The 14,878-nt window shown below is 69.6% G+C and carries 13 protein-coding genes and 1 pseudogene; 6 read left to right on the top strand and 8 right to left on the bottom strand.

Annotated elements, in window-relative coordinates; genetic code table 11:
* Positions 1-15 precede the first annotated feature (15 nt).
* Complete coding sequence (locus tag ACF073_RS20840; protein ID WP_392072019.1) at positions 16-2,361, bottom strand: SulP family inorganic anion transporter; 2,346 nt, start codon at positions 2,359-2,361, stop codon at positions 16-18.
* 335 nt (positions 2,362-2,696) lie between these two features.
* On the opposite strand from ACF073_RS20840, the gene ACF073_RS20835 reads away from it, so the two are divergent.
* Entirely contained in the window at positions 2,697-3,962 is a 1,266-nt protein-coding gene (locus ACF073_RS20835) for a hypothetical protein (RefSeq protein WP_392072017.1), read from the top strand.
* A 3-nt stretch (positions 3,963-3,965) separates the two neighbouring features.
* Here ACF073_RS20835 and ACF073_RS20830 read toward each other — a convergent pair whose 3' ends face one another.
* Positions 3,966-4,946, bottom strand: coding sequence for an ATP-binding protein (locus ACF073_RS20830; RefSeq protein ID WP_392072016.1), 981 nt, complete (start codon positions 4,944-4,946; stop codon positions 3,966-3,968).
* Between the two features lie 101 nt (positions 4,947-5,047).
* On the opposite strand from ACF073_RS20830, the gene ACF073_RS20825 reads away from it, so the two are divergent.
* On the top strand, positions 5,048-5,872 hold the full coding sequence (locus ACF073_RS20825; protein WP_392072014.1) for an oxidoreductase: 825 nt from the start codon (positions 5,048-5,050) through the stop codon (positions 5,870-5,872).
* Between the two features lie 378 nt (positions 5,873-6,250).
* Here ACF073_RS20825 and ACF073_RS20820 read toward each other — a convergent pair whose 3' ends face one another.
* Entirely contained in the window at positions 6,251-7,081 is an 831-nt protein-coding gene (locus ACF073_RS20820) for an HAD family hydrolase (RefSeq protein ID WP_392072012.1), read from the bottom strand.
* 607 nt (positions 7,082-7,688) lie between these two features.
* Between ACF073_RS20820 and ssd the strand changes: the two genes are divergently transcribed.
* The 3 genes and pseudogenes from ssd (at position 7,689) to ACF073_RS20805 (ending at position 10,624) form a co-directional block, all read left to right on the top strand.
* Positions 7,689-8,795, top strand: a complete 1,107-nt coding sequence (ssd, locus tag ACF073_RS20815) for a septum site-determining protein Ssd (protein ID WP_392072010.1) — start codon at positions 7,689-7,691, stop codon at positions 8,793-8,795.
* Positions 8,792-9,263: pseudogene (locus tag ACF073_RS20810) on the top strand (ATPase, T2SS/T4P/T4SS family); the annotation flags it as partial. The gene ssd and the pseudogene ACF073_RS20810, both read left to right, overlap by 4 nt.
* Positions 9,264-9,391: 128 nt before the next feature.
* Complete coding sequence (locus ACF073_RS20805; RefSeq protein WP_392072008.1) at positions 9,392-10,624, top strand: hypothetical protein; 1,233 nt, start codon at positions 9,392-9,394, stop codon at positions 10,622-10,624.
* 571 nt (positions 10,625-11,195) lie between these two features.
* Here the strand turns inward: ACF073_RS20805 and ACF073_RS20800 are convergent.
* Complete coding sequence (locus tag ACF073_RS20800; protein ID WP_392072006.1) at positions 11,196-11,516, bottom strand: hypothetical protein; 321 nt, start codon at positions 11,514-11,516, stop codon at positions 11,196-11,198.
* Positions 11,517-11,699: 183 nt separating this feature from the next.
* On the opposite strand from ACF073_RS20800, the gene ACF073_RS20795 reads away from it, so the two are divergent.
* Positions 11,700-11,969, top strand: coding sequence for a GntR family transcriptional regulator (locus ACF073_RS20795; RefSeq protein WP_392072004.1), 270 nt, complete (start codon positions 11,700-11,702; stop codon positions 11,967-11,969).
* Between the two features lie 100 nt (positions 11,970-12,069).
* Here ACF073_RS20795 and ACF073_RS20790 read toward each other — a convergent pair whose 3' ends face one another.
* The 4 genes from ACF073_RS20790 to ACF073_RS20775 all read right to left on the bottom strand — a co-directional run bounded on the left by ACF073_RS20790 (position 12,070) and on the right by ACF073_RS20775 (position 14,798).
* Positions 12,070-13,215: a methyltransferase domain-containing protein gene (locus ACF073_RS20790; RefSeq protein ID WP_392072003.1), complete on the bottom strand. Its 1,146-nt coding sequence runs from the start codon at positions 13,213-13,215 to the stop codon at positions 12,070-12,072.
* Between the two features lie 18 nt (positions 13,216-13,233).
* On the bottom strand, positions 13,234-14,100 hold the full coding sequence (locus ACF073_RS20785; RefSeq protein WP_392072001.1) for a radical SAM protein: 867 nt from the start codon (positions 14,098-14,100) through the stop codon (positions 13,234-13,236).
* A 53-nt stretch (positions 14,101-14,153) separates the two neighbouring features.
* Positions 14,154-14,312, bottom strand: a complete 159-nt coding sequence (locus tag ACF073_RS20780) for a hypothetical protein (RefSeq protein ID WP_392071999.1) — start codon at positions 14,310-14,312, stop codon at positions 14,154-14,156.
* A 111-nt stretch (positions 14,313-14,423) separates the two neighbouring features.
* Complete coding sequence (locus ACF073_RS20775; RefSeq protein ID WP_392071997.1) at positions 14,424-14,798, bottom strand: hypothetical protein; 375 nt, start codon at positions 14,796-14,798, stop codon at positions 14,424-14,426.
* Positions 14,799-14,878 lie beyond the last annotated feature (80 nt).

Here is a 14,878-nt window from a genome sequence, read left to right as displayed (position 1 = left end):
AGCCCGAAAATTGGTTTAGACCTTTCCTCCGTTCGTCGTCCGGGCCCGGCCGGGTGCCTCCTCACCGCCCCCGACACCTGCTCTGACGTCCTCGAACACCGCCCCTTGCGCCGCACCCGAGAGCAGGTACGCCTGGGCCTCGCCCACGTGGAAATACATGCCGTGCAGCTCCAGTTCGCCCCTCGCCAGCGCCCGGGCGACCGGCCCGTGCGCCCGCAGGTGCGCCAGCTGCTGGACCACGTTGGTCAGGCACAGCCGCTCCACCGCGTCCGCGGGCGCCCGGCCGGCCAGCCGGGGCAGGCCGCCGCGGTCGCCGGCCACCCGCTCCAGACTCGGCCGCCCGTGCCGCAGCCACCGCTGAAGCGGACCGCCCCCCGGTCCGGCCCCTGCGGCCAGCAGCGCCTGCATCGCTCCGCACCCGGAGTGCCCGCACACCGTGATGGAGCGCACCCCGAGCACATCCACCGCGTACTCGACGGCGGCGGCCACCGAGTCGTCGCCGTGCTCCTCGCCCGGCGGCGGCACCAGGTTGCCGACGTTGCGGACGACGAACAGATCGCCGGGACCGCTGGCGGTGATCATCGACGTGACGAGCCGGGAGTCGGCGCAGGTGAGGAAGAGCTGCGCGGGGCGCTGGCCGTCCCGGGCGAGCCGCGCCAGCTCCTCCCGCACCAGCGGCGCGGTGTTCCGCTGGAACGAGCTGATGCCGCGGGCCAGTTCCCGGCCCGCCTCCTGCCCTGCCGGGGCGGCGGGGGCCCCGTCGAGACAGGACTGGTGGTTGCGCCAGGCGGTCCAGGGGCGGCACCGGCACTCGGCGGCCGGGGCCTGCTCGGCGGTCCGGATCCCGCCGCGCCGGCCCGTCAGCTCGGCCGTCCCTCCGCGCGCGGTGTGGGCGCTGCGCCAGTCCTGCAGTGACTCGTACGCCGCGTGGTCCATGAACGAACCGCTCAACTCCACGACGGCGTGGGCGCCTTGGGGTACGAGATGCAGGGCTCTGCTCAGCCGGGGCACCGCGAGGAAGGTCAGCTGGCCTCGGACGTGTACGTGATGGACTCCCTTCTTCTGCTCGTGGGTGATGCGGGTGCGGGCGAGGCGGTGCAGGGCGATGGCGACGGCCACGGCGACGCCGAGGAACACGCCCTGCAGGACGCCCAGGAGGACCACGCCGAGTGCGGTCGCGGCGTAGACCGGCACTTCGCGGTGGCGCGTCACCGTGCGGATGTGGTGCAGGGACACCATCTGGATACCGACGGCCATCACCAGGGCGGCGAGGGAGGCGAGCGGGATCTCCTCCAGGACCGGGACCATCAGCAGCGCGGCGACTACTACGAGAACGCCGTGCAGCATCGTGGAGTTCCGGCTGACCGCACCGGAATTCACATTCGCCGTACTGCGCACCGCCACACCCGCGATCGGCAGCCCGCCGAGGGCCCCCGAGACGATGTTGGCCGCGCCCTGACCGAGCAGTTCCCGGTCCAGGTCGGAGCGGCCGACACGGGACTGCGGGCCGGGGCGGGCGGCGATCAGCTTGTCCACGGCCACCGCGCCGAGCAGCGACTGCACGCTGCACACCAGGGTGGTGGTGAGCACGGCGGCCACGATGCCGAGCACCGGCCCCTCGGGCAGCCCGGCCAGGGCGTGGCTGCGCCAGGACGGCAGATCGACCCGGGGCAGCGCAAGACCGGCGAGGGCGGCGGTCGCGGTGGCTCCGGCGACCGCGACGAGGGCGGCCGGCACCCTGCGCAGCAGCCGCCCCGCGCGGCCGGGCAGGCGCGGCCAGGCCCGCAGCAGGGCCAGGGTCAGCACGCTCATGGACACGGCGGCCGGATGCAGATCGGCCAACTGGGCGGGCAGATCACGCAGGTTGGCGAGGACGGAGCTGTCCGGGCTGCCGCCGAGCACGATGTGCAGCTGGGCGATGGCGATGGTGAGGCCGATGCCGGCGAGCATCCCGTGCACCACGGCCGGGCTGACCGCGAGCGCCCCGCGCGCCACCCGGAGGCAGCCGAGGCCGAGCTGGGCGAGCCCGGCGAGGACGGTGATGCCGCAGGTCGCCCGCCAGCCGTAACGGTGGATCAGATCCGCTGTGACCACGGTGAGTCCGGCGGCCGGCCCGCTCACCTGCAAGGGGCAGCCCCCCAGCCGGCCGGCGAGCACGCCGCCGACCGCCGCGGCGACGAGCCCCGCCTGGAGCGGGGCGCCGGTGGCCAGGGCGATGCCGAGGGAGAGGGGCAGGGCGATCAGGAAGACCGCGACGGCGGCGGACAGGTCGGCGCCCTCGACCGGGAAGCGGCGGCGCGTCCGGCCGGGGCCGTGCGGTGGGTGGGGGTGCTGGGCGTGAGGGGGTGCGCAGGCGGACATGTTCCCGTCTCCTCCGGTGCGGCGCGGTCGCGGACTGGGTGGGACCCGTGGTGATGGGCGGGGCTCGGTCGCGGCCGTGGGTCACGGCGTACAGCGGCGGGATGGATCAACGCTCGGTAAATGAACCGTAATGCAGAGTAAAGGTAGAGCATAGCTTTTCAGGGCAAATGGGGCAGAGTGTCGCCCTCCCGAGTGAATAAATCATTTGATCGGCTTGTCGTACTAATTCCTTCTCAGTTCTGTGCGACCTTGACGGCGCTGTCGGGACAAGCCCGGCACATCACCAGAAACGGCCCTCGTCAGTGTTCGCCTGAGAGAAGGAAGAAGGTGGGCGGATGGCCGCCACCCAGAGGATCGCCGTCGGCGCCATGGTCGCCGCGGCCTGTGCGGCGTCGCTCGCCGGTTGCGCGACCGACTCCGAAGGCACGAAGGAAGGTGCGCCCGGCCCGGAGAGAGGGGCGCCGGCGCCCAACAGCATGCTCCGGCTGATCGGCGACGGATCCACCGCGTACACCGGGGGGCAGCCGCATCTGCCCAGGCCCGAGCGGCTGGGCCACGGGCAGAAGCCCCCGCAGTTCGTCGTGTTCTCCTGGGACGGCGCGGGCGAGGACAGCCAGAAGCTGTTCTCGCACTTCCGCAAGGTCTCCAAGGAGAACAACGCGACCATGACGTACTTCCTCAGCGGCGTGTACATGCTGCCGGAGGAGAAACGCGATCTGTACAAGCCGCCGCAGCACTCGCCGGGCAGTTCCGACATCGGATTCAACGACGAGCAGGGCGTCTCCGACACCCTTGAGCAGGTGCGACTGGCCTGGCTCGAGGGCAATGAGATCGGCACCCACTTCAACGGCCACTTCTGCGGGCCCGACGGCGGCGTCGGCACCTGGTCGGTGAACGAGTGGAAGAGCGAGATCTCCCAGGCCAAGAAGTTCGTGAAGTCCTGGAAGTCCAACACCGGCGACACCCGGGCGGCCCCGCTGCCCTTCGACTACGACAAGGAGCTGATCGGCGCCCGTACCCCCTGCCTTGAGGGGCAGAAGAACTTCATGAAGGCGGCCCGGCAGCTGGGCTTCCGCTACGACTCCAGCGGAGTCAACGACCAGGTCTGGCCCAAGAAGAAGGAGGGCCTGTGGGACCTGTCGATGCAGTTGGTGCCCTTCCCGGGCCACACCTATGAGCAGCTGACCATGGACTACAACTTCATGGTCAACCAGTCCGGCACCGACACTCAGGGCGACCCCGACAAGTTCGACTACTGGGGCGACCAGATGCGCGACGGCCTCCTCAAGGGCTTCTACCGCGCCTACGACGGCAATCGCGCGCCCCTGATCATCGGCAACCACTTCGAGTCCTGGAACGGCGGCACCTACATGCGTGCCATCGAGGACGTGGTGAAGGAGGTGTGCACCAAGCCCGAGGTGCGCTGCGTCTCCTTCCACCAGCTGGCCGACTGGCTGGACGCCCAGGACCCGCAGACCCTCGCGAAGCTGCGCACCCTGGAGGTCGGCGAGGCACCCCGGCAGGGCTGGGCGTCCTTCCTGTCCGGCCGTCCGGCCCCGGCGCCCAAGGGTGTCCCCGGGGCGCCGGCGGTCAAGCAGTAGGCGTCAGACCGGCGTCGCCACACTCTCGCCGAGCACGAAATGGGGGTCGACCTGCGCCGCCAGGTCGGCCCCGGTGCGCTCGTTGCCCCAGGACTCGGCGTTCTTGAGGTGGAAGTGCACCATCTGGCGGGTGTAGCGCTCCCAGTCGCGCCGCTCGTAGGTGGCGTCGGCGGTGGCCCGAAGGGTCTCCAGGGCACGGGCGTTGGCCTCCTCCAGGAGGTCGAACCGCGGCGGGCGGCCCTTCTCCATGGCGCGCACCCAGTCCGAGCGCCCGACCGTCACCAGCAGGTCGTCCCCGGCCTCCGCGCGCAGGAAGTCGATGTCGTCCGGATCCTGGATCTTGTTGCCGACGACCTTCAGGGCGACGCCGAAGTCACGGGCGTACTCCTTGTACTGGCGGTAGACGGAGACCCCCCTCCGGGTCGGCTCGGCGACGAGGAACGTCATGTCGAAGCGGGTGAACATGCCGGAGGCGAAGGAGTCGGAACCGGCCGTCATGTCGACCACGACGTACTCGTCGGGGCCGTCGACGAGGTGGTTCAGGAACAGCTCCACCGCTCCCGTCTTGGAGTGGTAGCAGGCGACCCCCAGGTCGGCGTCCGTGAAGGGGCCCGTGACCATCAAACGGACGGCGCCGCCGTCGAGTTCCACCGGACGCGCGCAGGCGTCGTAGACCGGGTTGGGTTCCCGCACCCGGACCAGGCGCGAGCCCTCGCCGGGCGGGGTCGTCTTGATCATGGTCGCGGCCGAGGCGATGCGCTGGTTGCCGCCGCGCAGGTAGTCCTTGATCAGCGGCAGCCGGTCCCCCATGGCGGGCAGTGCCGCCGCCTCCTCCTCGGTGAGGCCGAGCGCGGGGCCGAGGTGCTGGTTGATGTCCGCGTCGATGGCGACCACCGGGGCGCCGGCGGCCGCGAGATGGCGGATGAAGAGGGAGGAGAGCGTGGTCTTGCCGCTGCCGCCCTTCCCGACGAAAGCAATTTTCATGTTCACCAAGCGTAGTGCGATGGTCGCTGTATGTGGCAGACGGGAGTGAAGAAGACCACTCCTTCGAGGGGGAGGGCGATGGGGTGCGTAGGGTCGCACTCATGAGTACGACAGGCGCGACCGCCGATCCGCTCGCGGCCCTGGGCTCGCTGCCCGGTGTGGCCGAGTCCGTGGAGTCCGTGCGCAAGGCCGTGGACCGGGTCTACGGGCACCGGGTCATGCGGCGCCGCAGCAACGAGATCACCTCCGAGGCGGCCCTGCGCGGTGCCCGCGGTTCGGCGGCGCTGTCCGGCGCGGACTGGGCTCTGGAGGAGGTGCGGCGGCGCACCGACTTCAGCGTCGACGCGGAGGCCCGTGTCATGGGCGCGGCCCTGCGGCTCACCGCCGAGGCGGGACAGCTGCTGTCCATCTGGCGCCAGTCGCCCCTGCGGGTGCTGGCCCGGCTGCACCTGGTGGCCGCGGCGAGCGACGACGACCGGGTCGGCCGGCCGCGCCTGGCCGGCGAATCCGTGGACGAACCGCTGATCGAGCTGGCGCTGCCGGACGCCGCGGAGGTCTCGGGGCGGCTGGACGGGCTGGCTGACCTGATCATCGCCGGCACCTCGGCGCCCGCGCTGGTCACGGCCGCCGTGGTGCACGGCGAACTGCTCGCCCTGCGCCCCTTCGCGTCCGACAACGGCCTGGTCGCGCGCACCGCCGAGCGGATCGTGCTGATCGGCAGCGGTCTGGACCCGAAGGCGATCTGCCCGGCCGAGGTCGGTCATGCCGAGCTGGGCCGCGCCTCCTATCTGGCCGCCCTTGACGGGTACGTCTCCGGCACCCCCGAAGGCATGGCGGCCTGGATCGCCCACTGCGGCCGGGCGGTCGAGCTGGGTGTGCGCGAGTCGACGGCCGTGTGCGAGGCGCTGCAGCGCGGCGCGGCCTGAGCGGCGCGGCCTGAGCGGCGCCCCCGGACGCACCCGGTACGTCCCCGTACGTCCCCGGAAAAGGGTTGCGGCGGTACGATTTCTCGTACCGCCGCTGGCATGCTCACCCGGTTACCAAGCGTCCTCGATATATGCCCATCAGGTCGGGATGCTTTGCCCGTGACCTGGTGCGGCTGGCCCGTAATCGACGGGTCGACGTCGCGTGGGTGCCCGGTGTTCATGCGGGGTCCGTGGGCCGAGTGCGTAGTGGTAGGTGATCCTCTCGGATGTCCTCTGGTCTCGCGGGCCTATGTTCTTTGTACCGCGAGCCGGGAGGAAGCGGAACCCCTACCTGCACTTCTTTACTTTCGGGTTCAAACGGGATGAAACGGGCGCCTGTCAGAGGGTGCCCCGTCGGCGATTGGCGTACCAGACGAGACCGGCGGTCGCCGCCGCCGCGCCTACGGCCGCCGCCGCGACCAGGGTCGGCCGGGGCGGGACGGAGAAGGCGGGCAGCCGCTTCTTGAGCGGGACCGGGCGGCGGAAATCCAGAACCGGCCACCCGTGCGCGAGCGCCTCGCGGCGCAGCGCCCGGTCCGGGTTCACGGTGTGCGGGTGCCCGACGGCCCGGAGCATCGGCAGATCGGTCGCCGAGTCGCTGTAGGCGTAGCAGCGGTCGAGGTCGTAGCCCTCGGAGACGGCCAGCTCCCGGATGGCCTCGGCCTTGGTCGGGCCGTAGGCGTAGTACTCCACTTCGCCGGTGAAGCAGCCGTCCTCGCCGACGACCATGCGGGTGGCCACCACGCGGTCCGCGCCCAGCAGTTCGCCGATCGGCTCGACCACTTCGGCGCCCGAGGTGGACACGATCACCACGTCCCGGCCGGCCGCGTGGTGCTCCTCGATGAGCGAGGCGGCCTCGTCGTAGATGATCGGGTCGATCAGGTCGTGCAGCGTCTCGGCGACGATCTCCTTCACCTGCTGGACGTTCCAGCCGCGGCACAGTGCGGACAGATACTCGCGCATACGCTCCATCTGGTCGTGGTCCAGGCCGCCGGCCAGGAAGACGAACTGGGCATATGCGGTACGCAGAGCGGCCCTGCGGTTGATCAGTCCGCCTTGGTAGAAGGACTTGCTGAAGGTGAGCGTGCTCGACTTCGCAATGACCGTCTTGTCCAGGTCAAAGAAGGCCGCTGCGCGGGGCAAGGAGTGGTTTTCCACGTCCCTGAGCATAGGCGCCCACCATTCGGCGTAAGGTGGGGCGCGTGGGTTTGCCTGAGAGGGCTCTCGGGTACACCATGGAAGTCACGGATCGTTCGCGACCGTGCTAACCCGGCCCGACTCCTCCCCCCCCGAGTCGGCCGTGGGGACGACCCCCGCTCTCCCCCCCGGCGGGGGTCGTCGCATGTCCGGACGCGTTTTCCCGCTCCTCTCCTCCCCTCGCGCGGCTGTATGGCCGGCCTTGCGCCGCCATGGCCGCGCTCTCCGCATGCCCGTGATCGGTCACTGAGGGTAATCGACAGGCTGCTCTGCGGAAGTCGCACAGGGGTCAGTACAGGGGTCACCGGTATGGGTGACGGAGATATTCACAGGATCGGAGTTGTCCACAGTTATCGACCAAGATCCACATCTTTTCGCAGATCGCTGCACCGTGATTCCCACGCACTCCGGCCACGGCGAGTTCGGCCACGGCGAGTTCATGGCCGGTTTCGATTGCCGGAGCGCGTAGGGCCGGTTCCTATCGGCCGTTCATATGGAGGCCGCTCGCCGGTTCTTCACACCTTTGGGAATCGCGTGGCCGCAGGGGCCGCGCGGCCCATGCAGCGAAGGGGGATCACCCGTGACCGGAACCGTCACCCACGACCCGCCGCCCGGCCCCGCACCCCGGCCGGGACGGCCGCTCATCCTCACCGAGGACGCCGTGCTGCTGGACGATCTGCTGCGGCTGTGCGCGGCAGCGGGCGCCACACCCGAGGTCCACCACGGCGTTCCGGAATCCGGCGGCGGCTGGACGGACGCCCCGCTCGTGCTTGTCGGCGACGACGCCGCCGGCCGGGTGGGAGCGGCTCCCCGCCGGCCCGGGGTGGTGCTGATCGGCCGCGACCAGGACGACCCGGAGGTATGGAAACGAGCCGTTCGGATCGGTGCCGACCACGTCCTGATGCTCCCGGACGGCGAGCCGTGGCTGGTCGACCGCATCGCCGATGTGGCCGAGGGCATCGGACGCCCGGCCCTCACCGTCGGGGTGATCGGCGGCCGGGGCGGCGCCGGAGCGTCCACGCTCGCGTGCGCGCTCGCCGTCACCTCCGCGCGCGAGGGACTGCGCACCCTTCTGGTGGACGCCGATCCGCTCGGCGGCGGACTCGATGTACTCCTCGGCGGCGAGGGTGCCGAGGGGCTGCGCTGGCCCGCCTTCGCCGCATCGCGCGGCCGGGTCGGCGGCGGCGCCCTTGAGGAGTCCCTGCCGGAGCTGCACTCCCTTCGTGTGCTCAGCTGGGACCGCGGTGACTGCGTCGCCGTTCCGCCTGCCGCGGTCCGCGCCGTGCTGGCCGCCGCCCGGCGGCGCGGCGGCACGGTCGTGGTCGACCTGCCCCGCCGGCTCGACGACGGGGTCGCCGAAGCCCTCGCCCAGCTCGACCTCGCCCTGCTCGTCGTCCCGGCCGAACTGCGGGCGGTCGCGGCCGCCGGCCGTGTCGCCTCCGCCGTCGGCATGGTCGTACGCGACCTGCGGGTGGCGGTCCGCGGGCCGTACGCACCCGGCCTCGACGATCACGAGGTGGCCGGGCTGCTCGGCCTCCCGCTGGCCGGCGAGGTGCCCGTGGAGCCGGCGCTGCTGCGCTCCCGGGGCGGCGCGAAACCACCCGGCGCGGCGGGACGCGGACCGCTCGCCCGGTTCTGCGCGCACTTCTGGGAGCGCGCGCTGGTCGAGGCGGGAGGCACCCGATGACCCTGCCCGGACTCGGCCGGGCCGACGGCGCGGCCCTGCTCGACGGTGTCCGCCGCCGGCTCGCCGAGAGCGGTGCCGAACCGACCCCCGCGCGCGTGGCCCAGGCACTGCGCGAACAAGGCCGGGTGCTCGGCGACGCCGAGGTCCTCGGCGCGGCCGAACACCTGCGGTCCGAACTCGTCGGTACCGGCCCGCTGGAACCGCTGCTCGCCGACCCGGACGTCACCGACGTCCTGGTCTCGGCCCCGGACCGGGTGTGGGTGGACCGCGGCGGCGGCCTGGAGCTGACCCCGGTGACCTTCCCCGACGCGGCGGCCGTACGGCGGCTCGCGCAGCGGCTGGCCGCCGTGGCCGGACGCCGGCTGGACGACGCCAGGCCCTGGGCGGACGCCCGGCTGCCCGACAGGAAGCAGAACTAAAAACACCCTACCTCGCGGGAGGCAAGGGCATGCCAACTTGGCTCTTCGCCCTGCTCAGGTCTGTCCTGGCTTCGTGCATGAGATTGGCTTCTGGCTCAACTCCCGTGGTGACAGCTCGCCGTGCTGGACGAAGGCCGGACCACTGGGCCAAGATCGAGTTGAGGGGGGACGGAAAATTTGAACGAGAAGACTTTCACCGAGATGGCGAGCCGGTTCCTGCGCGCGTCCCTGGACTCGTGGCGCCAAGAGAACCACGCCTTCGCTGTCCTGCACGCTGGTGTCGGATGCGAACACATCCTCAAGGCCTTGCTGTGCCGTCACAACCCCTTGTTGATTGCCGAGAAGGGGGACCAGTCCTTCCGCTTCCACTCTCTTGGGCACGGGGACGCGAACGGCGTCAAGCCTCTATCTGAGGCCAGGACCATCGGCATACTCGAAGCCTTCAAAACTGCAGCCGTCCTCATGCACGGCCGTATGCCAGTGGATGAACGGACTTTTCGACCGTTCGCCGACTCCCGCAACGGCGTCGCGCACTCTGCCTACCTCGATGACATGGCCGTCAGGAAGGTCATCGAAACGGGTGTCCAAGTCGTCGAGTCTGTCCGCGCCGAGCTAGGCCTGGACCCGGCTGACTTCTGGGGCGAATACACGAGCGTCTTCGCAGACCTGAGCCAGGTTGCCTCCATGCCCGCCCCCGCAGGACCGGCCACACGGCCACTTCTGGAACCCGTCGCCGAACAACTTGCGCTCGCCGCGCGCGAGCGTGCCCGCTCAGCGATCTCGGTAGCCCTCAGCACAGGCCTTGAGGCCGCATCCTGGGACGAGGCCACCATGTCCAAGGAGCTCAACGGGGACATCACCCGCACTGCTCTGGACGCTGCAGTGGTCACCGCACTACGGATCGAGGGAGCCCAGGCCGGGCAAGCCGCCGAGAGGCTGCTCGTAGAGTACGGAGTGCTCCCGCTCCCTGCGCCGCTGGCCTCCCACGAGGACCCTGGCGTCATGCAGCGGTCCCATACTGCTGTAACGGTCAAGGTCATGATCGCTTCAGGTGTCATCGCGGGACTCATCGACGTGCAGAATCGCGACCGCGATATGCCCCTAGTTGACATGCTGATCTACCTCGACCAAAGAGGCTGCCTGATAGGCAGTCGGGCAGGCGGTGACCACGTGTGGTGGCGTGAGTGCCCGGCCTGCGGTTACGCCGGCAACGTGTACGGGGACCTCAGCCCCGTACCCTGCCGCTGCGATGAATGGGCGGTTTCGTGCATCCACCCTGGCGGGGTCGTCGACGTTGGTACGGTCGAGTCCTTCTCCTGCCCCTTCTGCGGCCTCTCCCTGAGCAACCGCGGGGAAGTCGCCACGGCGGGCATCGAATCGCGGACTGAAGCCCCGGAAGAAGATTGGTGAGCAAGCGAGTCGGCTGCACCATGAATAGGTCTAGGGGTCGTGCCCGGCCCTACGACTAGACCGCCCTTCGGGCTGGTGTTCTTCGGGCGCCTTCCCTCGGTCGCCACGCCGGCACCGTGGGCGGCTTCCAGGTGGTGGGGCCTCCAGTAGAAACGTCCTGGTAGGGGCCCTCTGAGCGTTATTTGGGGAAGCGCGGGTGTCACGCTCCCCGACAGGAAGCAGACTTAAACACACCCTACGCCATGAGGGCAGTTCTTGGGGTGCAAAGACTGAAGCCTCGCCCAGCAAGTAGCGGACGAGGCTTGGTGGTTGATGGTCAGTGGTTGGGCTGACGCCTGCTCAATCTTCCGTGCTCACCTGCCCGCTTCCAGTTCCTCCGGTGTAGGGCCATGCGGGCACTCTGCGGCATGGCTCGGGCATGCGTACACGGTCACGCCGGGGCCGCTCGGGCGCTCGATGTACCGGACCGCCACGGGTGCGTACGTCCACTGGTGACAGCGGCAGCACACTGCGCCGGAAGGCTCGCGGAGGGGTTCGGATCCGACCAGTGCGGCGACGAACCGAGGGGCGGTCACGCGACGGCTCTCTCTCGCGTCACGACGCTGCCGAGATCCATGGTCGGAAAGTCGTAGTCCACCCCGAGCGCTGCGAACTGGCTGGCCCAGAGCCGCTCACGTTGTACGGCGGGCAACCTTTGTTCCCACTCGTCCTTGAAGATGGCTCGGACTTCCTGAGAAGACGGCCCGGTCCACGGGCGGGACCACGGGTTTGTGGGGGTGGGGTCGGGCTCGGTGGTCTGCGCGGCGAAGTATTCGGCGCTGTGGCGTCCGGGCCGGCGAGGGGTGAGGGCGGAGAGCACCCAGGCAAGGGCGCGGGCTATAACATCGCGCATGGTCGTTTCAGCTCCCTTGAAGCTGTCTCGGCAAGCCCCGATGGACCGGGCCTAATCGGTCTGTCGGGGCGTCTTCGTGTTCGGGGACATCACGGTAAGCCAACACGTCTAACTCGTCTACCTGTCTAACTCAACTGCCCGTCTAAGTCGCTCAGGGGCCGCCCGTTGTCTACGCTCTGCCCCATGCCCGAGCGCTCCGAGAATCCGCACGCCCCGCGAGCCCCCTACATGGATGTGTTGGACGCTCTTACGGAAGAGATCAAGGGCAAGCGTCCGGGTGATCCGATTTCTTCTGAGGCGGAGCTGTGCGAGCGGCACGGCGTTGCGAGGGAGACTGCCCGCCGGGCGGTGCGCATACTTCGGGAAAAGGGGCTCATCGAAACCCGGTGGGGCAAGGGGTCCTTCGTTGCCGGTTCCGTTGAGCGGGGCGAGAACGAGCGCCAAGACACCTAGCACCGAGCCCCGCCCGCACGCCACGGGGGCAGCACACGGACGGGGCGGTGTGGTGACGCTTGGGCCGCGTCACCGACCAGCACACTGCGGTGTGCCGGGCTTACAGGGCGCCCAGGGATGCGCGCCACCGACCACGGGACAGGTGGCAGATCCCATCGGGCGTGATGCGGGCGCGAGCACCGAGTAGCGGCAATGCGCCTTCTGTGTTGAGCCGGTTCCGGATCCGCTCCAGAGCATCCCAGAGCCTCTGCGGGCCGCTTTGATGGACTTCTGGCGGGTCGGTCCATTCGCCGGACGCACGTGCCCATGAACCGTCGGGGTGTACGAGATAGGCGGTCCGTTGCCTTCCGCTGGTCTCGTAGCCGAGTTCGACACCAGGTGTGGTGATTTCCAGCATGGAGCGGAGTTCCCATGCGTTGCTCACGTCCACCACGGGGTAGCGCCCGGTCCTCTGGTGCTGCCCCTCAGCCTCACGGGTGAGCGCGAACAGCTCGGCTAGGGCGGGCGGGTAGTCGTCGCCGGATCGGGTGAGCATGAATCCCGCCATGTCCCGCTCTACCTGCCCGATCACGTCCCCGTTCCGATCCTTCCACCCAGTAACGATCAGGGACGTGCGCGCGAGCGTCGTTACGATGCGTCCCCCGGGGCTGAGGGCGGCGAGCACTGCCCGGAGTCCCGGCCCTGGCGACAGTGCCACCGTGCACACGATCCGGTCGTATGAGCCGGGTACGTGGGCGGCGGCGTCAGCTGCGATCATCTTCGGGTGGTAGCCCATGGATGCAAGCCGTTCCCCTGCCGCGCTGACTAGGTACGGGTCCACGTCCAGACTGGTCACGCACCCGTCTCCGAGTCGGTGACAGGCGTACGCCGTGAGTCCGCCGGCTCCGGTTCCTAAGTCGAGCAGGGACAGTCCGTCGCCGAGTCGGCCGTGTCGGAGCATCCGGATAACCAAGCTCGGCAGTGTGGCCGACGAGGTGGGCAGTCCCTCTGGCTGGTCGCTGGGCTTTGCCTGGTCGGCGTGCAGCGTGCCAACCCTGGTGATCAGTGACCGGTCTGCGTACGCGGCGTCCGCCCACACTTCCGGGTCGCTCGGCCCGTCCCGCAGCACCCACCATCCCGCGTCGTCCATCTCCCACCAACGAGGAACCAACAGGTGACGGGCGGTGCGCGCCACGGGGGCCAGCCATCGCGAGTCCGGGTCGGTCACCTGGTCCGCGAGGACGTGCGCCCTTGTCTCCCAATCCATGCCGCTGAACCTTCCAGGTCAGTACGCGGGATCACATGCTTCGGTGTTGGCCGGATCACAGTCGCCCGAGTCGTCCGGCGGGCACGCGGTCACGCGCGGGGGCGGAATGCTTGCCGACAGGTTCGCCCAAGCCTTCCCACGGAACAGCTCGGCGAGCCGTGTTTCCCGCACGTTGCCTGCCGGGAAGTCACGCGAAAGCACGCAACCGGCAAGATCCCCGTTGGGGAGGATGGCGGCCCGGCCCCTGGTGCACCTGCCGCACATCTCGTCCAACGTCGGCTTGGTGCCGGGCAGCGCGGCGCGACCCACGGCGCGCACGCGGTCCGTGTTGATGTGCTTCACGCCCATGGATTTCAGCTCGGCGTGGGCTTCGGCTACGCGCTGCCCCGGCAGGATGTCCACGATCCCGGCCCGGATCGTGATTCCACGGTTGACCGCGTCCCGGATGTTGCACCGTGTGCGGACGTAGCTGCCGTCCCGGCCTGTGATCTTGTCGTGTTCGGCGGGGTCGTCGCTGTAGTAGCTCGTACCGAGCGTCACCCCGTCACGCGTGAACAGGTCCCACCATTCGGGCCTGACGTGGAACAGGTTGGAGTACACCTCGACGTGCAGTCCGAGCGACAGCCCGAGTTCCGTGAACTCCCGCCAGTTCGGGTGAGTGGTCGGCTCGCCGCCGATGAGCTGAATGGTCCGGACGCCCAGAGCGGCGGCGTCCGTGATGACCCCACGCCAATCAGCCGGGGTCATCGTGCCGTGTGTTGCCTGCGGGTTGGACTCGGACAGACAGTGCGTGCAGGTGAGCTGGCACTTACCGGTGATCTCCAGTTCCAGGGACCGGATGCCGGTGACGGGGGATGCGGCGGGCGGTTCAAGGAGTGTGGTCACGTGCTGTTTCCTTCCGCTTGATGGGTGTGAGCTTCTGTGGCCGGACGGTGCCGCTACGCAATGAGCAGCAGATATCCGGCGAGAGATCCGGTGGCGCCCTCGTCCTGGTGCTCCTCGTCGCCCTGGTCGTCCGGCGGGGCCGGCTCGGTGGCCTCGGTGTTGCTGCCGGTGGGCTCGGACTTGGCGGGGCTGTGTTCGGTGGTCGCGGTCATCTCCGCGCCCCTTTCCTTCGGGCGGTCCCGGCCCGGTCGGGCTCGGGGCAGTGCCCGCCCCCTGTCACACAGCGAGTCAATGTGACGGGGGGCGGAGTCTTGAGCGGGCGGTTAGTTCCACCGCCACGGGTCCTCGGCAAGCACGTAAAGGGGGTGCGATAACCCGCCGATTCGGTGGCACATCGGCTCTGGTATCGACGGGGCGCGCTCGTCGGTCGGTAGTCCGATCGGCCAGACGGACAGGGTGTACGTGCAGTCCGTGTCCAGGAACTTCGCGAACATCGGATGCCCGCCCTTGAGGTGCTGGCGTGCTTCGTGTCCCTCGGCCTGGTCGGTGGCCCAGATCCTGAGTGCTGCGGGGCAATCCGGAAGGGGCATGCTCGCCACGAGCATGGACGGGTGTACCCACCCCGAAGCGAGGGGATCGAGGTCAAGCCGATCCGCGATGTGCAGTGCTTCGCTGCGGAGCCAACGCAGCGCGAGCACGGGGGAAATGGTGCGGTGGGTCGTTAGGACGTATTGGGTGCTACCTCCCGTGCCGCACACAAGCCCCTCGGCGAGCACTT

It is taken from the genome of Streptomyces sp. NPDC015171 (assembly GCF_043079545.1).
Taxonomy (GTDB): domain Bacteria; phylum Actinomycetota; class Actinomycetes; order Streptomycetales; family Streptomycetaceae; genus Streptomyces.
Note: the sequence above shows the minus strand (reverse complement) of the source record. Positions and strands in the feature narration are given on the sequence as shown.

What these genes read in the sequence shown, in the direction of transcription:
- ACF073_RS20820 (WP_392072012.1), bottom strand. Translation starts at nt 7,081, where the DNA reads ATGCTCAGGGACGTGGAAAACCACTCCTTGCCCCGCGCAGCGGCCTTC.
- ACF073_RS20840 (WP_392072019.1), bottom strand. Translation starts at nt 2,361, where the DNA reads ATGTCCGCCTGCGCACCCCCTCACGCCCAGCACCCCCACCCACCGCAC.
- ACF073_RS20825 (WP_392072014.1), top strand. Translation starts at nt 5,048, where the DNA reads ATGAGTACGACAGGCGCGACCGCCGATCCGCTCGCGGCCCTGGGCTCG.
- ACF073_RS20790 (WP_392072003.1), bottom strand. Translation starts at nt 13,215, where the DNA reads ATGGATTGGGAGACAAGGGCGCACGTCCTCGCGGACCAGGTGACCGAC.
- ACF073_RS20795 (WP_392072004.1), top strand. Translation starts at nt 11,700, where the DNA reads ATGCCCGAGCGCTCCGAGAATCCGCACGCCCCGCGAGCCCCCTACATG.
- ACF073_RS20800 (WP_392072006.1), bottom strand. Translation starts at nt 11,516, where the DNA reads ATGCGCGATGTTATAGCCCGCGCCCTTGCCTGGGTGCTCTCCGCCCTC.
- ACF073_RS20835 (WP_392072017.1), top strand. Translation starts at nt 2,697, where the DNA reads ATGGCCGCCACCCAGAGGATCGCCGTCGGCGCCATGGTCGCCGCGGCC.
- ACF073_RS20830 (WP_392072016.1), bottom strand. Translation starts at nt 4,946, where the DNA reads ATGAAAATTGCTTTCGTCGGGAAGGGCGGCAGCGGCAAGACCACGCTC.
- ACF073_RS20780 (WP_392071999.1), bottom strand. Translation starts at nt 14,312, where the DNA reads ATGACCGCGACCACCGAACACAGCCCCGCCAAGTCCGAGCCCACCGGC.